The sequence below is a fragment of the Pseudomonas sp. TE6283 genome (assembly GCF_054060555.1).
The window spans coordinates 31,400-47,331 of sequence record NZ_JBSSDH010000020.1 but is presented as its reverse complement, the minus strand read 5'-3'; the positions used below and the strand labels follow the sequence as shown (position 1 = coordinate 47,331).

At 65.1% G+C, this 15,932-nt stretch carries 11 protein-coding genes and 1 pseudogene; 1 reads left to right on the top strand and 11 read right to left on the bottom strand.

Annotated elements, in window-relative coordinates:
- Positions 1-150 precede the first annotated feature (150 nt).
- Positions 151-1,691, top strand: a pseudogene (gene katB / locus ACVWZ5_RS21720) (catalase KatB).
- A gap of 317 nt (positions 1,692-2,008) precedes the next feature.
- Here katB and ACVWZ5_RS21715 read toward each other — a convergent pair.
- The 11 genes from ACVWZ5_RS21715 to ACVWZ5_RS21665 are packed head-to-tail and all read right to left on the bottom strand — an operon-like array spanning position 2,009 to position 15,930.
- Positions 2,009-3,058 (bottom strand): hypothetical protein, encoded by a 1,050-nt coding sequence (locus ACVWZ5_RS21715; protein ID WP_084942306.1) that lies wholly within the window; start codon positions 3,056-3,058, stop codon positions 2,009-2,011.
- A gap of 23 nt (positions 3,059-3,081) precedes the next feature.
- Entirely contained in the window at positions 3,082-4,902 is a 1,821-nt protein-coding gene (locus tag ACVWZ5_RS21710) for a hypothetical protein (RefSeq protein WP_343580312.1), read from the bottom strand.
- A 3-nt stretch (positions 4,903-4,905) separates the two neighbouring features.
- Positions 4,906-6,198, bottom strand: coding sequence for a hypothetical protein (locus tag ACVWZ5_RS21705; RefSeq protein WP_457340839.1), 1,293 nt, complete (start codon positions 6,196-6,198; stop codon positions 4,906-4,908).
- 18 nt (positions 6,199-6,216) lie between these two features.
- Positions 6,217-7,140, bottom strand: a complete 924-nt coding sequence (locus ACVWZ5_RS21700; protein WP_343580309.1) for a hypothetical protein — start codon at positions 7,138-7,140, stop codon at positions 6,217-6,219.
- A gap of 57 nt (positions 7,141-7,197) precedes the next feature.
- On the bottom strand, positions 7,198-9,585 hold the full coding sequence (locus ACVWZ5_RS21695) for a hypothetical protein (RefSeq protein WP_084942302.1): 2,388 nt from the start codon (positions 9,583-9,585) through the stop codon (positions 7,198-7,200).
- Between the two features lie 10 nt (positions 9,586-9,595).
- Positions 9,596-10,738, bottom strand: a complete 1,143-nt coding sequence (locus ACVWZ5_RS21690) for a hypothetical protein (protein ID WP_062362262.1) — start codon at positions 10,736-10,738, stop codon at positions 9,596-9,598.
- A complete protein-coding gene (locus tag ACVWZ5_RS21685) occupies positions 10,717-12,162 on the bottom strand; it encodes an alkaline phosphatase family protein (RefSeq protein ID WP_457340850.1) in 1,446 nt (481 codons plus the stop codon). The genes ACVWZ5_RS21690 and ACVWZ5_RS21685 overlap by 22 nt, the downstream gene beginning before the upstream one ends.
- On the bottom strand, positions 12,152-13,384 hold the full coding sequence (eboE, locus tag ACVWZ5_RS21680; RefSeq protein ID WP_280070615.1) for a metabolite traffic protein EboE: 1,233 nt from the start codon (positions 13,382-13,384) through the stop codon (positions 12,152-12,154). The genes ACVWZ5_RS21685 and eboE overlap by 11 nt, the downstream gene beginning before the upstream one ends.
- Positions 13,381-14,265, bottom strand: coding sequence for a TatD family hydrolase (locus ACVWZ5_RS21675; protein WP_062573998.1), 885 nt, complete (start codon positions 14,263-14,265; stop codon positions 13,381-13,383). Before ACVWZ5_RS21675 ends, eboE begins: the two co-directional genes overlap by 4 nt.
- A gap of 25 nt (positions 14,266-14,290) precedes the next feature.
- Complete coding sequence (locus tag ACVWZ5_RS21670; RefSeq protein ID WP_062573999.1) at positions 14,291-15,064, bottom strand: EboA domain-containing protein; 774 nt, start codon at positions 15,062-15,064, stop codon at positions 14,291-14,293.
- Entirely contained in the window at positions 15,061-15,930 is an 870-nt protein-coding gene (locus ACVWZ5_RS21665; protein WP_374119868.1) for a UbiA family prenyltransferase, read from the bottom strand. The genes ACVWZ5_RS21670 and ACVWZ5_RS21665 overlap by 4 nt, the downstream gene beginning before the upstream one ends.
- Positions 15,931-15,932 lie beyond the last annotated feature (2 nt).

Here is a 15,932-nt window from a genome sequence, read left to right as displayed (position 1 = left end):
CTTTGCCTGCCTATAGCATTCACGAATAAAAAACAGGATTGAAATTACCCATTGCCCTGATGAGCAGGATCAATTTAGTGATCGGTGACAGGCTCCTTACCCTTTTCGAGGCGCATCAAGACGCCTGAAAAGAACCTTTAGGAGTACCCCATGATCCCTTTGCTCAAGCTGTTCCAACCCGGTCGCCTGCTGGTGGCGGGCAGCCTCGCCGCCAGTCTGCTGTCGCTGTCCGTGCAGGCCGCCACCCTGACCCGTGACAACGGCGCGCCGGTGGGCGACAACCAGAACTCGCAGACCGCCGGCCCCAACGGCTCGGTGCTGCTGCAGGATGTGCAGCTGCTGCAGAAGCTGCAGCGTTTCGACCGTGAGCGCATCCCCGAGCGCGTGGTGCACGCCCGCGGCACCGGCGCCCATGGCCAGTTCACCGCCAGTGCCGACATCAGCGACCTGAGCATGGCCAAGGTGTTCCGCCCCGGCGAGAAGACCCCGGTGTTCGTGCGCTTTTCCTCGGTGGTGCACGGCAACCACTCGCCGGAAACCCTGCGTGACCCGCGCGGTTTCGCCACCAAGTTCTACACCGCCGACGGCAACTGGGACCTGGTCGGCAACAACTTCCCGACCTTCTTCATCCGCGACGCGATCAAGTTCCCGGACATGGTCCACGCCTTCAAGCCGGACCCGCGCAACAACCTCGATGACGATTCGCGCCGCTTCGACTTCTTCTCCCATGTACCGGAAGCCACCCGCACCCTGACCCTGCTGTACTCCAACGAAGGCACGCCGGCCAGCTACCGCGAGATGGACGGCAACAGCGTGCACGCCTACAAGCTGGTCAACGCCAAGGGCCAGGTGCACTACGTCAAGTTCCACTGGAAGAGCCTGCAAGGGCAGAAGAACCTCGACCCGAAACAGGTCGCCGAGGTCCAGAGCCGCGACTACAGCCATATGACCCACGACCTGGTCAGTGCGATCAACCAGGGCAAGCTGCCGAAATGGGACCTGTACATCCAGGTGCTCAAGCCCGAGGAGCTGGCCAAGTTCGACTTCGACCCGCTGGACGCGACAAGATCTGGCCCGACGTGCCGGAGCGCAAGATCGGCCAGATGGTGCTGGACCGCAACGTCGACAACTTCTTCCAGGAGACCGAGCAGGTGGCCATGGCGCCGTCGAACCTGGTACCGGGCATCGAGCCATCCGAGGATCGCCTGCTCCAGGGGCGCCTGTTCGCCTACGCCGATACCCAGATGTACCGGGTCGGCGCCAATGGCCTGAGCCTGCCGGTGAACCGCCCGCGTGCCGAGGTCAACACCGTCAACCAGGATGGCGCGATGAACGCCGGGCACACCGACAGCGGCGTGAACTACCAGCCGAGCCGCCGCCAGCCGCGTGACGAGCAGGCCGACGCGCGTTACGTGCAGACCCCGCTGAGCGGCAGCACCCAGCAGGCGAAGATCCAGCGCGAGCAGAACTTCAAGCAGGCGGGCGAGCTGTTCCGTTCCTACGGCAAGAAGGACCAGGCCGACCTGATCAACAGCCTCGGCCAGGCACTGGCGACGGCGGATGAGCAGAGCCGCTACATCATGCTGTCGTTCTTCTACAAGGCGGATGCGGACTACGGGGCTGGCCTGGCCAAGGTGGCCAAGGCCGACCTCGAGCGGGTCCGGGAGTTGGCGGCGAAGCTCAAGGACTGAACGGCCATTGCTGCGCAGGTCCTTTGATTTGAAGCTGCAAAGCAGAACGAATTGTGTACTACGTGCCATGTATGAAAACGCTTTTGATCATATATTTCAGGACTTCTTGCAGGTTTTGTACGATATTTTCGCTAAATAGTATGATTTGAAAGCGCTCCGTCTTCCCGACGCATGGTGCACGTGCATGCTCGACGTCGAACGCTTTCGCACCGTGCATCACTCAGGCTCGAAGATCACATGGCACTGTATCTCAGGCTCAGGATGGAGCCTGAGATACAGCGGTCAATCGGCCGCGCTCAGGAGGCCGATGCAGCTAATTACAACTGCACCCGCCGAAGCCTGCCAGTCAACGGCACCACCTCGCCTCCCGGTGTAGGCAGTGCCCGCCCCACCAGCCCCATGCCTTCGCTCACCAGCACCGCATCCTTTACCAGGCACAAGTTGGAAGGGGTGTCCAGGTCACGGGCTAGCACGGTCACCTGCTGCGTTTGCAGATTGCAATGCAGGAGCCGTCCGCTGAAACGGGTAAAACCGCCATGCCGCGGTTCGCCTTGCCAGTCGGGTGTCAAGGGTTGCTGCAGGCTGTCGCAGAGCTCCAGCACCAGCAGGTTGCCGTCGCGGTCCAGCGCCAGGCCGGTGGGCAGCTGCAGGCCAGCGATCACGATGTCGATCCGGCCACTGTCCGGCCAAACCCGGATCACCTGGCCGGCCTTGTCGGCGAAGTCGATGCCCCGGCGACCTGGATCATCGTGCAGCTCGCCGGAGAACAGGCTGATCAGCACCGCGTCGGTGGCCGGCTCGTACACCAGCGTGACAGGCACGGCCTCCTGGCCTTGGTCCAGTTCGGGCAATGCCACCAGCACATGCTCCTGCTGGCCGTCGGCGAACTCCACCAACTGGTTGCTATCGGGCTTCACCGCCAGCCAACTGCAGCGGGTCGGGTGGTAGCACAGCGCATTGAGGTTGCCGTGGCTGTGAAACACCGGCTCGGGCGGCGTGAACCGCAGGTCCAGCAACCGCGAGCCGCCGACGTAGTCGGTCTGGCTGGCCAGGCAACGGCCATCACCGCAGGCGATATCCGACAGGCCCATGATTTCGTCGCGCCACATGCGTGCCTGCATGTTCATGGCGCGAAAACCCTGGGCCACGGTTTCCCGGGGCAGGTAGACGCCGGGAGCGCGCGGGTCCGGTCGCAGTTGGCTGATGCGGCCGCTGAAGGCCTGCTCGGCCAGGCCCGAGCCGGCTTCGGCCAGCAGCAGGCTACCGTCGGCCAGCAGGCAGACGCCGCGTGGGTTGAGCAGGCCCTCGGCGATGAACGTGCTGGACCGCAGGGTTTCATCAGGATGTATCGGGACAAGCACAGGCATGGGAACGCTCCGTCAACAAGGGGTCAGTGCGGCTGCTGTGGCGGTTGCCAAGGCTCACCGGTCAGATAGGCACGCAGCAGCGCCCGCTGGCTGGGCGACATCGAGCGCACCACCGGCATGAACAGCGTGGTGTTCTTGTAGGCATCCGCGGTGCGGGCGAGGATCGGTGCCTTGGCGGCCATGATCGCGTCGGGCTGGTTCAGCGGGACGTAGCGGGACATGGCGGGGAAGGCCAGGTAGTGGAACCGCAGCACGTTGGGGTACACCTGCTGCCAGGTGACACGGCTGCCCCTGGGGATGCCGAAGTCGGTCTGGGCGAATTTGCGGAAATTGGTGAAGTAGCCGCCGGCGGCCAGGCCGTTGACGCTGTAGCTCAGGGCGACGAAACCGGCCTGCCCAGAGGTGCCGGGCCTTACCTTGACGGGCACGCTGACCGTGAGCTGGCCGGGGTTGACGGGCAGCGAGTCGGGAACATCGAGGAAGTCCCAGTTCTGCGGCGAGCCGTATGACGGGCCCGAGGGCGCGGTGCCAAGGTTGATCTTGCAGGGCGTGGTCACCGGACCGCCCAGGTAGCGGACCTGCAAAGTGATCGACAGGCCATTGGGGTAGTCCTCGGTGTAGACGTTGCGCTGGTCGGCGTAGACCCGATAGACCGACTCGCACGCATGCAGCAGGGTGCCGGCGACCGCGCCGGGCGCATCGACGTGCAGGACCGAGGATTTCGCTGCCTGTTGCTGGCTGGGGTTGAGCGGCAGGTCGACGATGCCGCCATACACGTAGTAGTTGAACAGTGGATTGCTGTTCGGGTCGAGGGTGGCCAAGGGAACCGCGCCGGCGGTGAGGGTGACCGGCCCGTAGTTGGCGTTGGGCCCGATGGGGCTGGTGATGTCATCGCGCACGGCCCTGAAGGTCTGCTTCGGAATCAGGTTGACCATGTCGATGCTCAGCAGGCCATTGCCGCCCAGCTCGGCATAGGCCGTACTGCCGGTGCTCTGGTTCACCAGCTGGCGACCGGGCTGGCAATTGAGCGGTTCATTGGCGAAGGCCGGGGCCAGGGTGCCGATGACCCGGCCGATGCTCGGGTTGGGGGTATAGCGACCGGCGGCGTAATCGGCGTCCAGTTGCGCTGTAGTCATGGCCGGGCACATCTCGAACATCACGAAGCGCAGCACGATCCCGGTCGCCCCGGGCGCCTGGATGATCGCGCGCAGGCCGGGGCTGTTGCGGTTCCAGCTGACGATGCTGCTGAGTGGGAAGGTCAGCTGGAAGGTGCCGCTCAGGCGGAACGAGCCTGGTGCATCCATGGACGTGGGCAGCAGCACGCGCTTCTTCACATCCAGGCTGCTGCAGACGGTGTTGCCGTGGATCAGCAGCTGGATATTGCTGCTGGCGCCGATCTGCAGGCCACCGACGAATATCTGCGTGGTGGTGGTCGAGGTCGGGTCCAGGTCCACCATCATCGGCCCGGAGACCGGCGCCTGCCCGGTCACCGGGTCCACCGAGCCGAGCAGGTACACCGGCTGCCCCACCAGGTCGCCGGTGGTGCCGACATTGCCCGGGCTGCCCTGGGAACTGATCACGGCGCTCTGCAGGTCGACGACATGCTGCCCGTAGTGGTTCCAGCCGCCGGCGGTGTAGTAATCACCCGTCGGGGCATTGAGCATCGCGTTCAACTGATCGTCGGTGAAGGACTGGGCACCCGGGGCCAGGGTCGAGGTGGTCAGGTCGAAGATCGGCCACTCATCGTTGTCCTCGTAGGGGATGGTGGGCGAGTTGTTCGGCAGGCTGACATCGGTACGGATGCCACCCCAGAAGTTCAGGCGTGGGCCATTTAGGATGCTCATGGTTCAATCCTCGTCCTTGATGGGTTTGCCCAGGGGGGAATGGGCGAATTTGAACAGGTAGGAGTAGTCGGACTTGTAGGGGCTCTTCACCGGCGTCGCCATGGAGTGGCAGTTCATGCAGCTGCTGTTGGGCTGGATGTAGCTTTCCATGGTGACGTTGGCCGACAACGCGGGCGTCGGCTGGCCCAGCGGGTTGCCGGGGTTGTCGGGCATCAGCGGGCGTTGGGTGGTGATCAACTGGTAGTACTTCAGCACGCTGCGTTGCAGCCCTGGAGCGGCGCGGTAGCTGGCGTTGACCTGCTGGGTGATGTCGGCGATCGGGGTGACCCGGTTCAGCGGGTTCGGGGTCTTGAAGGTGGTGCCGGGACGGGGCACGCAGACCAGCTGCGTACCCTGGGTTTGCCAGTTGCAGGGCGACTGGTTGAGGCTGGCGGCGGGCGCTGCGGGGTTGAAGTAGGCGTAGGCGGTGCCAGGCACCGGCTGGTCCACCCACTGGCCGTTCACCAGCGCCTTGGGTGGCACGTTGTCGACCTGCTCGAAGGTCGACCAGATCCACTGCGGATAACCCTTGGCCTTGGTGATGACGTGCAGGCCCACCAGCCCGAGGAAGGCTTCGGTGACCCCGTTGCGCCGGCCCTGGTCGTCGAAGGTGGCGATCCGCGCCAGCATGGTCAGGTAGCGGCTGGCGTTGTCCCGGGGTCCGAGGATGCGCCAGCTCGACTTGATCTCGATGACCCCGTAGGGGAACTGGATGTTGCGCGCCCGGGAGACGATATCGGCGTTATAGAAGCGGTTGCCGACGATGTAGTTGTAGGACGCCTCGTTGGCCGAGATGTCGTAGTAGGTCGGGTTGCCGGCCTGGTCGATCAGCCAGCCGCCGACGGCCTGGTCGATGGCGTTGACCAGCGAGCTGTTCTTCAGCGCGGCGATGTTGATGATGCCCAGGCTTCGAGGGCCCAGCGGGCTGTTCCAGGGGCCCGGATCGGCGCCGCCCGGCAGGAAGATCTCGTCAACGGTCTTGTAGGTCTGCCAGACGGTGTAGCCGGCGTCCCCGGGTTGCCGGGTGCAGTCCGGATTGCCGCGTCGGCGGTCCTGGGCGGGCCAGTTCAGGGCAATGAACAGTTGCCAGCTGTACTGGTCGAACTGCGCCTGGCCGGCCGTGGGGGCCGGCGCACTGGCCGGTGGCTGGCAGTTGAGCTGGGTGGCCAGGGGCGCTGGCAAGGCCTGTTCCCTGGCCAGCGCCGGCAGGCAGGCCAGGCCCAGCAGCAGCACGGAAAAACGCATCATCGGTTTCATGGCGATCCCTCGCATTGCTCAAGGTTTGCGTTGCATCAGCTGGTTCCACTGCGCCTTCTGGCCGTTGCTTTGCGCGGCGGGTGGCTCGAACAGCTGGCAGGGCGGCGGGTTTGCCGGGCACATGGCGGCGACACGCGCCCAGGTCTGGGCCGGGTCGGGCTTGACCATGCGAAAACCGGTGTAGTTCTGGCTGACGATCGGCGCATTGGCGACGCTGGCGTCCCCGGAAAAGTAGAACGACTGCGGTTGCCGGTAGGGCGGTTGTCCCGAGGCTTTGCGGTAGAAGGCATAACCGAACAGGATCGGCCCCTGGGGCGAGTCCAGGTCCAGGGCGTAGGCCTGCACGCTGGCGCCCAGGTGCTGGCTGCGCGCGGCGCTGTAGGGCAGGTGCTTGATGAAGTCCTGGCGCGGCGGATGGTTCATCGGCGAGAACAGGCAGCAGGCCGGCATGTCCTTGGGGCGGTCCTGCGGGTAGGTCAGGAAGTACGCCTTGTTGCCCAGCGAGACGAACGAGCAGGTGTAATTGTTGTTGCGGATCGGGAAGATCGGCAGGCAGTACTTCTCGTAGTGCTCCATCATGGCGCCGAAGCCGTCGCCGTCCGGCGGAATGTAGGTGGTGTCGTAGTAGCTGGTGCCGCGAGAGACCGTGTAGTCCGCCGGACTCAGGGTGGCGGGCGGGTTGCTGTAGGGCGGCGGGTTGTTCTGGTAGTTGCGCATGACCCGGTACATGGTCCAGTCGCTGATCCAGTACGCCGGAAAGAACGGATCGGACGGGTCGCTGGCCGTGCGCTTGGCGATGCAATTGCCGTTGCTCGCATCGCAGCCCAGGGAGTTGTGCACCCCCATGGTGAAGTAGACGGCGCTGTCGTCCGCCTGGGCGACCAGCGCAGGGCACAGCAGCAGGATCAGCAGCAACAGTCGGTCGAGGATGCGCTTGTTCATTGGACACTCCTGTGAAGTATGCCGGGTGACAGCCCCGTCACCCGGCGGTCCTTGTGGTCAAGCCTGCGGGTAGTCGCTCATGCTCAGCGGGATGGGCGGGTAGTTGCGTTTCACCAGGGCCTGCGCCCAGAGCTCCAGCACCGCCCGGCGGCTTTGCGGCATGTCGCGGGTGATCGGCATCGCCAGGGTGCTCTCTTCCTGGTACTGCTTGCTGATCAGCACGATGAGCTGGTCCACGGCGCCTTCTATGCGCGCCAGCGAGTTCAGCGGCATGTACTTGTTCATGATCGGGTACATGTAGAAGAACGGCTGCAGGATGAACGGGTAGATGAAGCGCTGCCAGATCTGCTGGCCGGCATCCTGCTGCTGGTAGACCAGGTTCCAGGCATCGACGAACGCCTGCTGCATGTCCGGCTCCTGCGGCAGCACGCGCAGCGGCGCCAGGAAGTCGGTATAGGCCTGTGACAACTTGAAGCTGAACGGAACCTGCGGCGCCTGCCCGCCCTCATGCACGAAGAAGCGCAGGGTCGGGAAGCCGGGTGCCACGGCCTTGACGGTCAGCAGGGCAATCCCGTTGGCGTCGGTGGTGATCTGCGTGGTGCTGTACTGCACGTTGCCCTTTGGCTCATCCTTCAGCGAGCCCTGGCCCTGGATGGGGTTGGCGAACGCCAGGCTGGGACTCAGGGCCACCGAGCCTGGCGTGGGCAGGTACTGCTGGTAGCTCACCGGCTTCATGCCGACGGTCGAGTCGGCGGGGTGGATCGCTGTGAGCCGACGCCCCGTGCCTTCGCTCAGCTGGCGGGTGAGTGACGGCGTACCGACAAACTGTGGCAGGTTGGGAGTATTGTTGGCGCGGTTGTCCGGATCGTCGAAAAACAGCGTGAAATCAGCCTGGTTGCTGAACGCCAGGTAGTAGTCGGTGGTGCACATCATGTAGGCGTTGTTGTACTCGGCCACCGTCAGCACGGTGCCGGCCGGCGCGGGCAGGCCGTCGTACTGCACCATGATCTGCAAGGTCTTGCTGTCGCCGACGTCGATGAAGCTGGCACTCTCGACCACCTCGGCGGTCCACATCTGCTGGGTCGCCGCCTGCACAGGCGTCGCGCCTTGCTGCTGCAGCTCCAGCGCGCCGCTTTGCAGCTGTTTTTGCGCCTCGGCGCTCAGCGGCAGGTCGAGAATCCCTGAGCGTTTGTCAAAGGCTGCCTGCTGGTAGTCGTCGTAGCCGAAACTGGCCAGCGGCGTGAACTGCCCGCCTTGGCGTATCCCCAGCTGGTAGTTGCCAGCGTTGAACTTCGCCGCTACCGGTATCTTGGCCTGGGCATCAAGCGCATAGCTGGGGAACCCGTTGAGCAGGTCCAGAGACAGGGTGTTGTCATGCACCTGCGCAGAGATCACGCCCAATGTCATGGCTTTGAAATCCACGCCGTCCTTCTGCAACTGCACCGGCGTGCAAGGAACCAGCCGCCGCCCGGCCGGCGCCGTGGGAAACTCGTCGTCGAACCACAAGCCCAGGGTGCCCGCGGTACGGCTGTAGGCAGGGTTGAAGAAGATGCTGCCGACATTGTCCAGGCCCTTCTGGTACATCTGCTGAACATTGGCCAGATCCGCCGGTGTGGTGGAATGGGTATTGATGGGCGGTTGGTCGTTGAAGACACCGTTCTTGTCGTAGCAGGTCAGGTAGGTGGAGAAGCGGAACATCAGCCCCTTGGCGTTCTGCTGTTCCATTTGTTGCTGCAGGTTCTGCAGCAGTTGCGAGTTGCCGATCACCCAGCTCAGGTTCTCTTTCGGGAAGCAGGTCTGCCAGGTGGTGGTCACGTAGATCAGGCCACCCAGGCTTGCCCAGTTGAAGTTCAGGAAACGGTCGAGCATGCGGTGCTGGCGCTTGAGGGTCAGGCCGCACTGGGCATCGCCCAGCACCAGCCGGTCGAAATACAGCGCCGTGAAGGTGTTCTGCCAAGGGCTGACGTCGACGAAGCGGGCCGGGGTGGGCGCGTCGCTGCCGAACGGGTTGCCGAACAGGTTGTAGGTCTGGTTGATCAACGGGTCCTGGCTGACGTAACCCCCGCCGGGCAGTTCACCGCCGGTGATGACGGAGGCCGTCGCCGGGATGGTGGGGTCGGTTGGGGTGTAGTTGACCGTGCCGCAGGCGTTGTCACCGAACAGGTTCCATTCGCCGGGGATCATCACACTGGGGTTCTGCGCGACGTTGCCCGGCACCTGGGTGACATACTCGGGGGCCTCGAGCAGAATCTGCGGGGCGATCACCCACGGCATCAGCTTGCTGGCGGCATTCGCCGGGTTGATCCCGTAGTACTCGAGGAAGCGCCAGTTCAGGCGCATCTTCGAGGCGTCGTAGAGTGGAAACATGTCGTTGTTGTTGGCGGTCGGCGGGTTCCAGTACATGTGGCCGCCCAGGTAGATGCGCGGAAAGTTCAGTACGCTCATGTCTTGCTCCTTAGCGTTGCCACTGGGCGCGTTTCAGCGACCAGACAAAGTCCAGTTTGTTGTATCCGGCGAATTCGGACGCCGGTACCGGGGCCGTGGGGTAGACGATGCCGTCCTGCTGCTTCTGGGCGAAGTTGAAGTAGCCCTTGGTCTTGGAGTACGCCGCCGTGCCGTGGCAGGCGAAGCAGGACGACTGGCTCTGGAAGGCCGACTCGAGCTGGGAGTTGGCGAGCAGGGTCGGATTGGTCTCGGACTGGGTGCCGATCAGTTCGTACTGGGCAAGCTGCGGGTACTGCGCCTGGAAGGCGGTATTGGCCGTCTGCGCCGCCGGCGTCGGCCCGGTGCTGTTGCTCATCGGGGTGGGCGGAATCGCGTTGGTCACGGTGTACTTGCCGTTGTTGCGATTCTCGAAGGTGGTCCAGACCCATTGCGGGTTCAGCTTGTTGACCACGTGCAGGCCGCTGAGCGCGGCGTAGCCGACCTGGTATTGGCCGTTGTCCTGCTGGTAGTAAGCCTGGGCGATGTAGTAGCCATCGTCTTGCAGTTGCTGCTGGTAGCTCGGGTCGTTGCCGATCCACAGCCAGGCGGCCTTGAGCTCCCAGGCGGTGGAGGGAAAGTCCAGGTTGCTGGTCAAGGCGGCCTGGCCGTTTACGTTGTACACCTGTTTCTGCACGATGTAGTCGAAGGTGTCCTCGCCCATTAACAATTGGAAGCGCACCGGCTGGCCCTGTTGCGCGGTCGGTACCGCGCCGCCCATCTCGAGGATCAGGCCATCCACCTGCTGGACGGCGTTGAGGTTATGGAACGTGCGGTTGAGGTCCAGGCCCTGTGCTTGGGCCGCCAGCAACACCGGAGCCGGCACCGGCTGGCTCTGTCCCCAGGGCAGCGGCGCGGCGCCATTGCTCAGGTAGACCTGATCCGAAGGCTTGAGGGTTTCCCAGACCCGGTTGGGGCTGTTGGACTCGACCGGCTGGTTCAGGCAGACGAACCAGTTCCAGCTCATGGTTTCAGGCCCCTGGGCGAACGCCTGGCGGGCCTGGTCGACGTTGCCGCCGAACTGCATGAACTGATTGCAATCGAAGCTGTTGGTGCCCTCGGCCTGGACCAGTCCGGCCAGTGCGCTGAGGACGGTTATTGAGAGGGCTCGCCGCATGTGTGCTCCTTGGCATTGGCCAGTTCGGTGTAGGGGTGCCCCAGGAAATGCTGCAGGAGCAGTTGTTTCACCGCCGTTGCCGCAAGGCGCTGCGGCAACGGCAGGTCACAATTGGTGATGAGCAGCGGGCCTTCCCGCTCACTGGCGGGCAGCCGGCCATGGCTGCCGCGCACCAGCGTGGTGTCCAGCGGGATGAGGTCCATGTAGTAACGAAAGCCGAGCTTTTTCTGCAGCAGGCGGCGCGCCACCCTCAAGCGGGGGAAGCGGATGGCCGGGTCGATGAACAGCTCCAGCGGGTCGTAGCCAGGCTTGCGATGGATGTCCACGGTGCGGGCGAAGTCCGGTGCCTTGCGCGCGTCGAGCCAGTAGTGATAGTCGAACCAGTGACCGGCGGCGGCCACTGCCACCAGCTCGCCGCTGCGCGGGTGGTCCAGCTGCCAGGCCCGCTGCTCGGTCTTGTCCAGTACCCGCTCGATGCCGGGTTGGCGCTGCAACAGTGCCTTGACCCTGGCGATGTCCACGGACTGGCGCACATAGATGTGTGCGATCTGGTGATCGACGACGGCGAAGGCATCGCTGGCGCCGGGGTCGAGCAGTTCCCAGGTCAATGACTGACGCACCTGCAGCAGGCCTTCGGTACGCAGCAGGCGATTGATGGACACCGATTGGCTGACCGCCTCGATGCCGTATTCGGACAGCAGCATTACCGCCGCGCCCTGTTCCTCGGCCAAGCGCAGCAGGCGGCCGACCTCGTGGTCGATGGCCCGCACCTCGTCGGCGATCGACGGATGATCCGGCCCCAGCCGTTGCAGGCAGTAGTCCAGGTGCGGCAGGTAGACCAGTTGCAGGTCCGGTTGATCGAGTTGGAACTCGGCGATGGCGCAGTCGACGATCCAGCGGCTGGAGGCAATGCCGGCGGCCGGCCCCCAGAACGCCGGGAACGGAAACGCGCCGATCTGCGCCTCGATCCGCGCATGCAACGTTGCCGGTGACGAGTACAGCCCGAAAAGCTTGCGGCCATCGGCCGGGTAGTGCGGGCGCGGGGTGATGGCGGCGTCCACGTCCGCATACATGTTGTACCACCAGAACAACTGGCTGCAGCGAAAGCCCGGCAGCTCGCGCTTGAGCGTCTGCCAGACCTTCTCGCCCTGGATCAGGGCGTTGGGCTGCAACCAGAAGCGCACCTCGGCCTGGTCGCGAAAATACCAGCCGTTGCCGACGATGCCGTGCTCGGCCGGTGGCAGGCCGGTGAGGATCGAGGCCTGCACGGTGGAAGTGACGGCGGGAAACACCGGTTTCAGGCTGGCCATCCTGGCCGATTGCAGCAACCGGTTGATGTGCGGTGTTGCCGCGCCGAGCAGCGCGGGCGTCAGGCCGACCACGTTGATCAGCAGCAACGGTTGACGTGGCGAGTCAGAGGGCATCGGCATGTACCTCCCGAACCTGGGGTCGCAGCAGGCGGCGCTGGCGCAGTTGGTCCTCGACCCAACGCAGCTCGTCGCGGATGCCCCGGTGCTGGGCCTGTTCGTCGCCGGGTCGCACTGGCGCGGGCAGTACGCCCCAGCTGTAGGTCTCCACCTCAAGCACCGGGCGCGCATCCTCGTGCGCGGCCAGGAAATCGAAGGTCTGCGCCAGGGCCATCTGGCTGCCGCCGAGTTCGGGCAGCAGCAGGTGTTCGCTGAACAGCGGAATGTGGAAATGAACCCTCAGCTCCGGGTAGCGCCCAGGCTGCGACGCACAGGCGGCAAGCGCGGCCGGCAGGTCCGCCCAGCACTGGATGCGGCCCCGGACGTCGCGCGCCTGCACCTGGTGCAGGTAGGTGGCTTCGGCAAAGCTGCCCAGCACGTCGAGAACCTGAGCGCAGCGGCTCGGGTCGTCGGTCGGCAGGCGGCAGATCATCGCGTTCGACAGCTGGATCTTGCCGATGGGCACCCCGGCCTGGCGCAGGCTTTCCAGAGACCGCCGGCAGTCCTCGAACATCACAGCCTGGTGACAGACGTCGAAGCACAGCGCCAGGTACTCATGATGCGGGTCGCCGGCTTGCCAGTGGCGGAAGAAGGCGATGGCCTGGTCGGTGGTCTGCAGCACGCAGTCCGGCTCCATTTCCAGGCACATCACGATCTTCCTGCCGGTTTCCTGGTGCAGCCGGGCCAGTGCCGCCGTGAGCTGGCGCAGGTGCTCCTCGGCCTGGTGCTGCAGCGTCGGGCTCCAGTGGGCGGCGTAGCCCAGCGGCACGCTGGAGATCGCCCCCTGCGGGCACTCCGGCGGCAGGGCCTCGGCCAGCAGCCGCGCCAGGTCCAGGCTGTAGGCCAGCCGTTGCGGCTCGGCCCAGCTGGGCAGGTAGACGGCCGCCTTCACCGCGCCCTCATGGAACTGTCCATAGGGGAAGCCGTTGAGTGAAGTCAGGCGTAGCCCGCTGCGCCGCAGCAGATCGAAAAACGCCCGCCGTTTCGGCGGCTCCCGCAGTTCGCTTGCGGCTGCCGCGCTGATCCACAGCCCGCTGTCCTGCTGGTCGAGCCCGCGCAGCCTGCGCACGCCCTGGAAGTGCCGGTCGATGGCGACGCGCAGCGCGGCCAGGTCGCGTGCCGGATGCACATTGGCGCAGTAGCCGAGCTGTGCGACGGTCCAACCCCGGGCAGCGGTCATTTGATCACCGGATCCTGGCCACGCAGGGCCGAGTTTTCCTGCCAGCGGCGGCGCTGGTCGATAGGCAGCGGCGTGGCGACCTGGGCCTTGTCCAGCTGGCCGCTCTGGGCGAAGAAGTCCACCGGGTTGTGGAACAGTACCTGTTCCACCTGGGCCTCGCTGAAACCGGCGGCCAGCATGGCCTGACCGGTCTTGGGTACCTTCAGCGGATCGCTGATGCCCCAGTCGGCGGCGCTGTTGACCACCATCTTCTCGGTGCCGTACTCCTTGAGCAGGGCCACCATGCGCTGCTCCGACATCTTGGTGTTGGGGTAGATGGAGTGGCCGCGCCAGCAGTCGCTGTCCAGCACCAGCGGCAGGGTCAGTTCGTTGAGGTGGTCGATGATCACCAGGTGCTCGGCAATCCCCACTTCGCGAATCACCGCCAGGGTGCGCTTGGTACCGCCGATCTTGTCGCGGTGCGGGGTGTGTACAAGCACCGGCAGGTTGAACTGCCGGGCCAGTTCCAGCTGGAGCGCGAGAAAGCGATCCTCCTCGGGCGTGATGTCGTCGTAGCCGATCTCGCCGACGGCAACCACGCCGTCCTTGACCAGGTAGCGCGGCAGAATCTCCAGCACTTCGTTGGCCACCGACAGGTCGTTGGCCTCCTTGGGATTCAGGCCGATGGTGCAGAAATGATGGATGCCGAACATGCTGGCGCGAAAGCGTTCCCAGCCCAGCAGGGTATCGAAGTAGTCGACGAAACTGCCGACGCTGGTACGGGCCTGACCTTGCCAGAACGCCGGCTCGATCACCCCGGTGATACCGGCGGCGGCCATGTTCTGGTAGTCGTCGGTGGTGCGACTGACCATGTGGATATGCGGGTCGAAATACTTGGGCATGGTAAATCCTCGTCAGGGGAAGGCATCAGGTCTCGCGGCGGTCGGCCAGGTGGTCATGCCACGCCGACGGCAGGCGTTCTTGCTGGTGAAGGCCAAGCAGGCGCTGGCGTTGCGCCGGGCTGAGCAGGTCGAAGGCGATGGCCAGGTGCAAACCGGGCGAAACCGTGCGTGCTGCCGCAAGCTGTTCGTCCAGCAGGTCGAGGGCCAGCTGGTTCAAACAGACGCCGTGACGCTGCGCCAGGCCGACCAGCCGCCGCACGTCCAGCCCCATGCCGAGCGTTTTGAGCACCAGTTGGTGAAAGGCACGCTCCGGGTAGTGGCGGGATGGGTAGGGGGTGTCCAGGGCAAGGGCGGCGAATACCTCGCTGTTGCTGGTGCGCCCGGCCTGCAAGGCCAGCGGGACGCACAGTCCCGAGCTGTCGATCCAGTCCAAGGCCTTGAGCAGCGCGACCTTTTCCTGATCGTCGCCCCACAGGAACAGTTGGCGCAGCAAGGGCAACTGGTTGGCCTGGGGCTGCTCCCCGAGAACCTGGGCCAGCAACAGGGCGCGCGCCAGCTGCAGCTGGCTGCAATGCTCATCGTCACGCATGGCCCGTTCGCGGATCCGGCGTTTGCACTGGCCGCTGAGCAGTGCCGCGGTATTGGCATCCGGTGACTGCCCGAGGCGCTCTTGGGCCTCGTGCCACCATTGCAACTCGGTCGGTTCGAGCTGCGCGGCCAGGGCCTGGTGCCGTACGGCCAGGCAGTCGTGGCGCATCTTGAGCGCCGCCGTTGTCGACGTAGCGATATCACTGTTCATGTCGGTTTGATCCAGCGCTGTAGGTGTGGAAGCAGGAAGAACACCAGGACGCACAGCAGGCTGCCCAGGGGCTGGTCGGCCACTGCCAGCACCAGGGCATCGAACAGCGGCAGGGCCGCCAGCCCCGCGCCGATGAAGGCGCGCACCTGGCGGCGGCGCGGATCGGCCAGGTGCAGCCAGTAGTGCCAGCCCAGCCAGCCCAGCCACAGCAGCAGCACCGGCCAGAACCACAGGGTGTCGGCGTAGGCCGCCAGGGCCAGGGGGCTCAGCATCAACACCAGCGGCAGGCGGCTGAGCAGTTGGTTGAGGTGCTCCTGGCGCGCCAGGTAGGTCAGGCCGCTGATGTACACGCCAAGCAGCAAGGCGCACAGCCAGATGGGCTGGGCCGGCATCGCCAGGCTGGCCGCCGCGGTGAGGTAGAGGGCCGAGCGGCAGGCGCCCATCAACCAGACGCTGTGGGCGTATTTCTTGTGCAGCAGGTTGTAGCCGAGGATGCAGCCCACCAGCAGGGTGACGCTGGCCAGCAGCCAATGCGGTTGCTCGATCAACCGGCTCAGCCCCAGGGCTGCGGCTGCGGCCAGCAGCAATGCCAGCCAGGTGGCCAGGCGCACCTGACGGCGGCTTACCAAGCCCAGGGTGATGGGCCTTGGGTTGTGATGCTGCAGGTCCCAGTCGGCGTCCAGCAAGTCGTTGAGCAGCATGCCCGCCAGGTACAGCAGCGACAGCATGGCCAGCAGCAGGATCCACACCAGCGACGAGGGCGGTGCCAGGGCCCCGGCGCTGCTGGCCAACAGTGCAGCGGCCAGGGTGTTGGTCCATACCGTGGGCAGGTTGGAAACGCGGCCGACGGTCATCCAGGTCTTCATCT

Coding starts and splice junctions, on each gene's coding strand:
- ACVWZ5_RS21710 (WP_343580312.1), bottom strand. CDS start 4,902: ATGAGCATCCTAAATGGCCCACGCCTGAACTTCTGGGGTGGCATCCGT.
- ACVWZ5_RS21705 (WP_457340839.1), bottom strand. CDS start 6,198: ATGAAACCGATGATGCGTTTTTCCGTGCTGCTGCTGGGCCTGGCCTGC.
- ACVWZ5_RS21715 (WP_084942306.1), bottom strand. CDS start 3,058: ATGCCTGTGCTTGTCCCGATACATCCTGATGAAACCCTGCGGTCCAGC.
- ACVWZ5_RS21695 (WP_084942302.1), bottom strand. CDS start 9,585: ATGAGCGTACTGAACTTTCCGCGCATCTACCTGGGCGGCCACATGTAC.
- ACVWZ5_RS21700 (WP_343580309.1), bottom strand. CDS start 7,140: ATGAACAAGCGCATCCTCGACCGACTGTTGCTGCTGATCCTGCTGCTG.
- ACVWZ5_RS21685 (WP_457340850.1), bottom strand. CDS start 12,162: ATGCCCTCTGACTCGCCACGTCAACCGTTGCTGCTGATCAACGTGGTC.
- ACVWZ5_RS21675 (WP_062573998.1), bottom strand. CDS start 14,265: ATGCCCAAGTATTTCGACCCGCATATCCACATGGTCAGTCGCACCACC.
- ACVWZ5_RS21690 (WP_062362262.1), bottom strand. CDS start 10,738: ATGCGGCGAGCCCTCTCAATAACCGTCCTCAGCGCACTGGCCGGACTG.
- ACVWZ5_RS21665 (WP_374119868.1), bottom strand. CDS start 15,930: ATGAAGACCTGGATGACCGTCGGCCGCGTTTCCAACCTGCCCACGGTA.
- eboE (WP_280070615.1), bottom strand. CDS start 13,384: ATGACCGCTGCCCGGGGTTGGACCGTCGCACAGCTCGGCTACTGCGCC.
- ACVWZ5_RS21670 (WP_062573999.1), bottom strand. CDS start 15,064: ATGAACAGTGATATCGCTACGTCGACAACGGCGGCGCTCAAGATGCGC.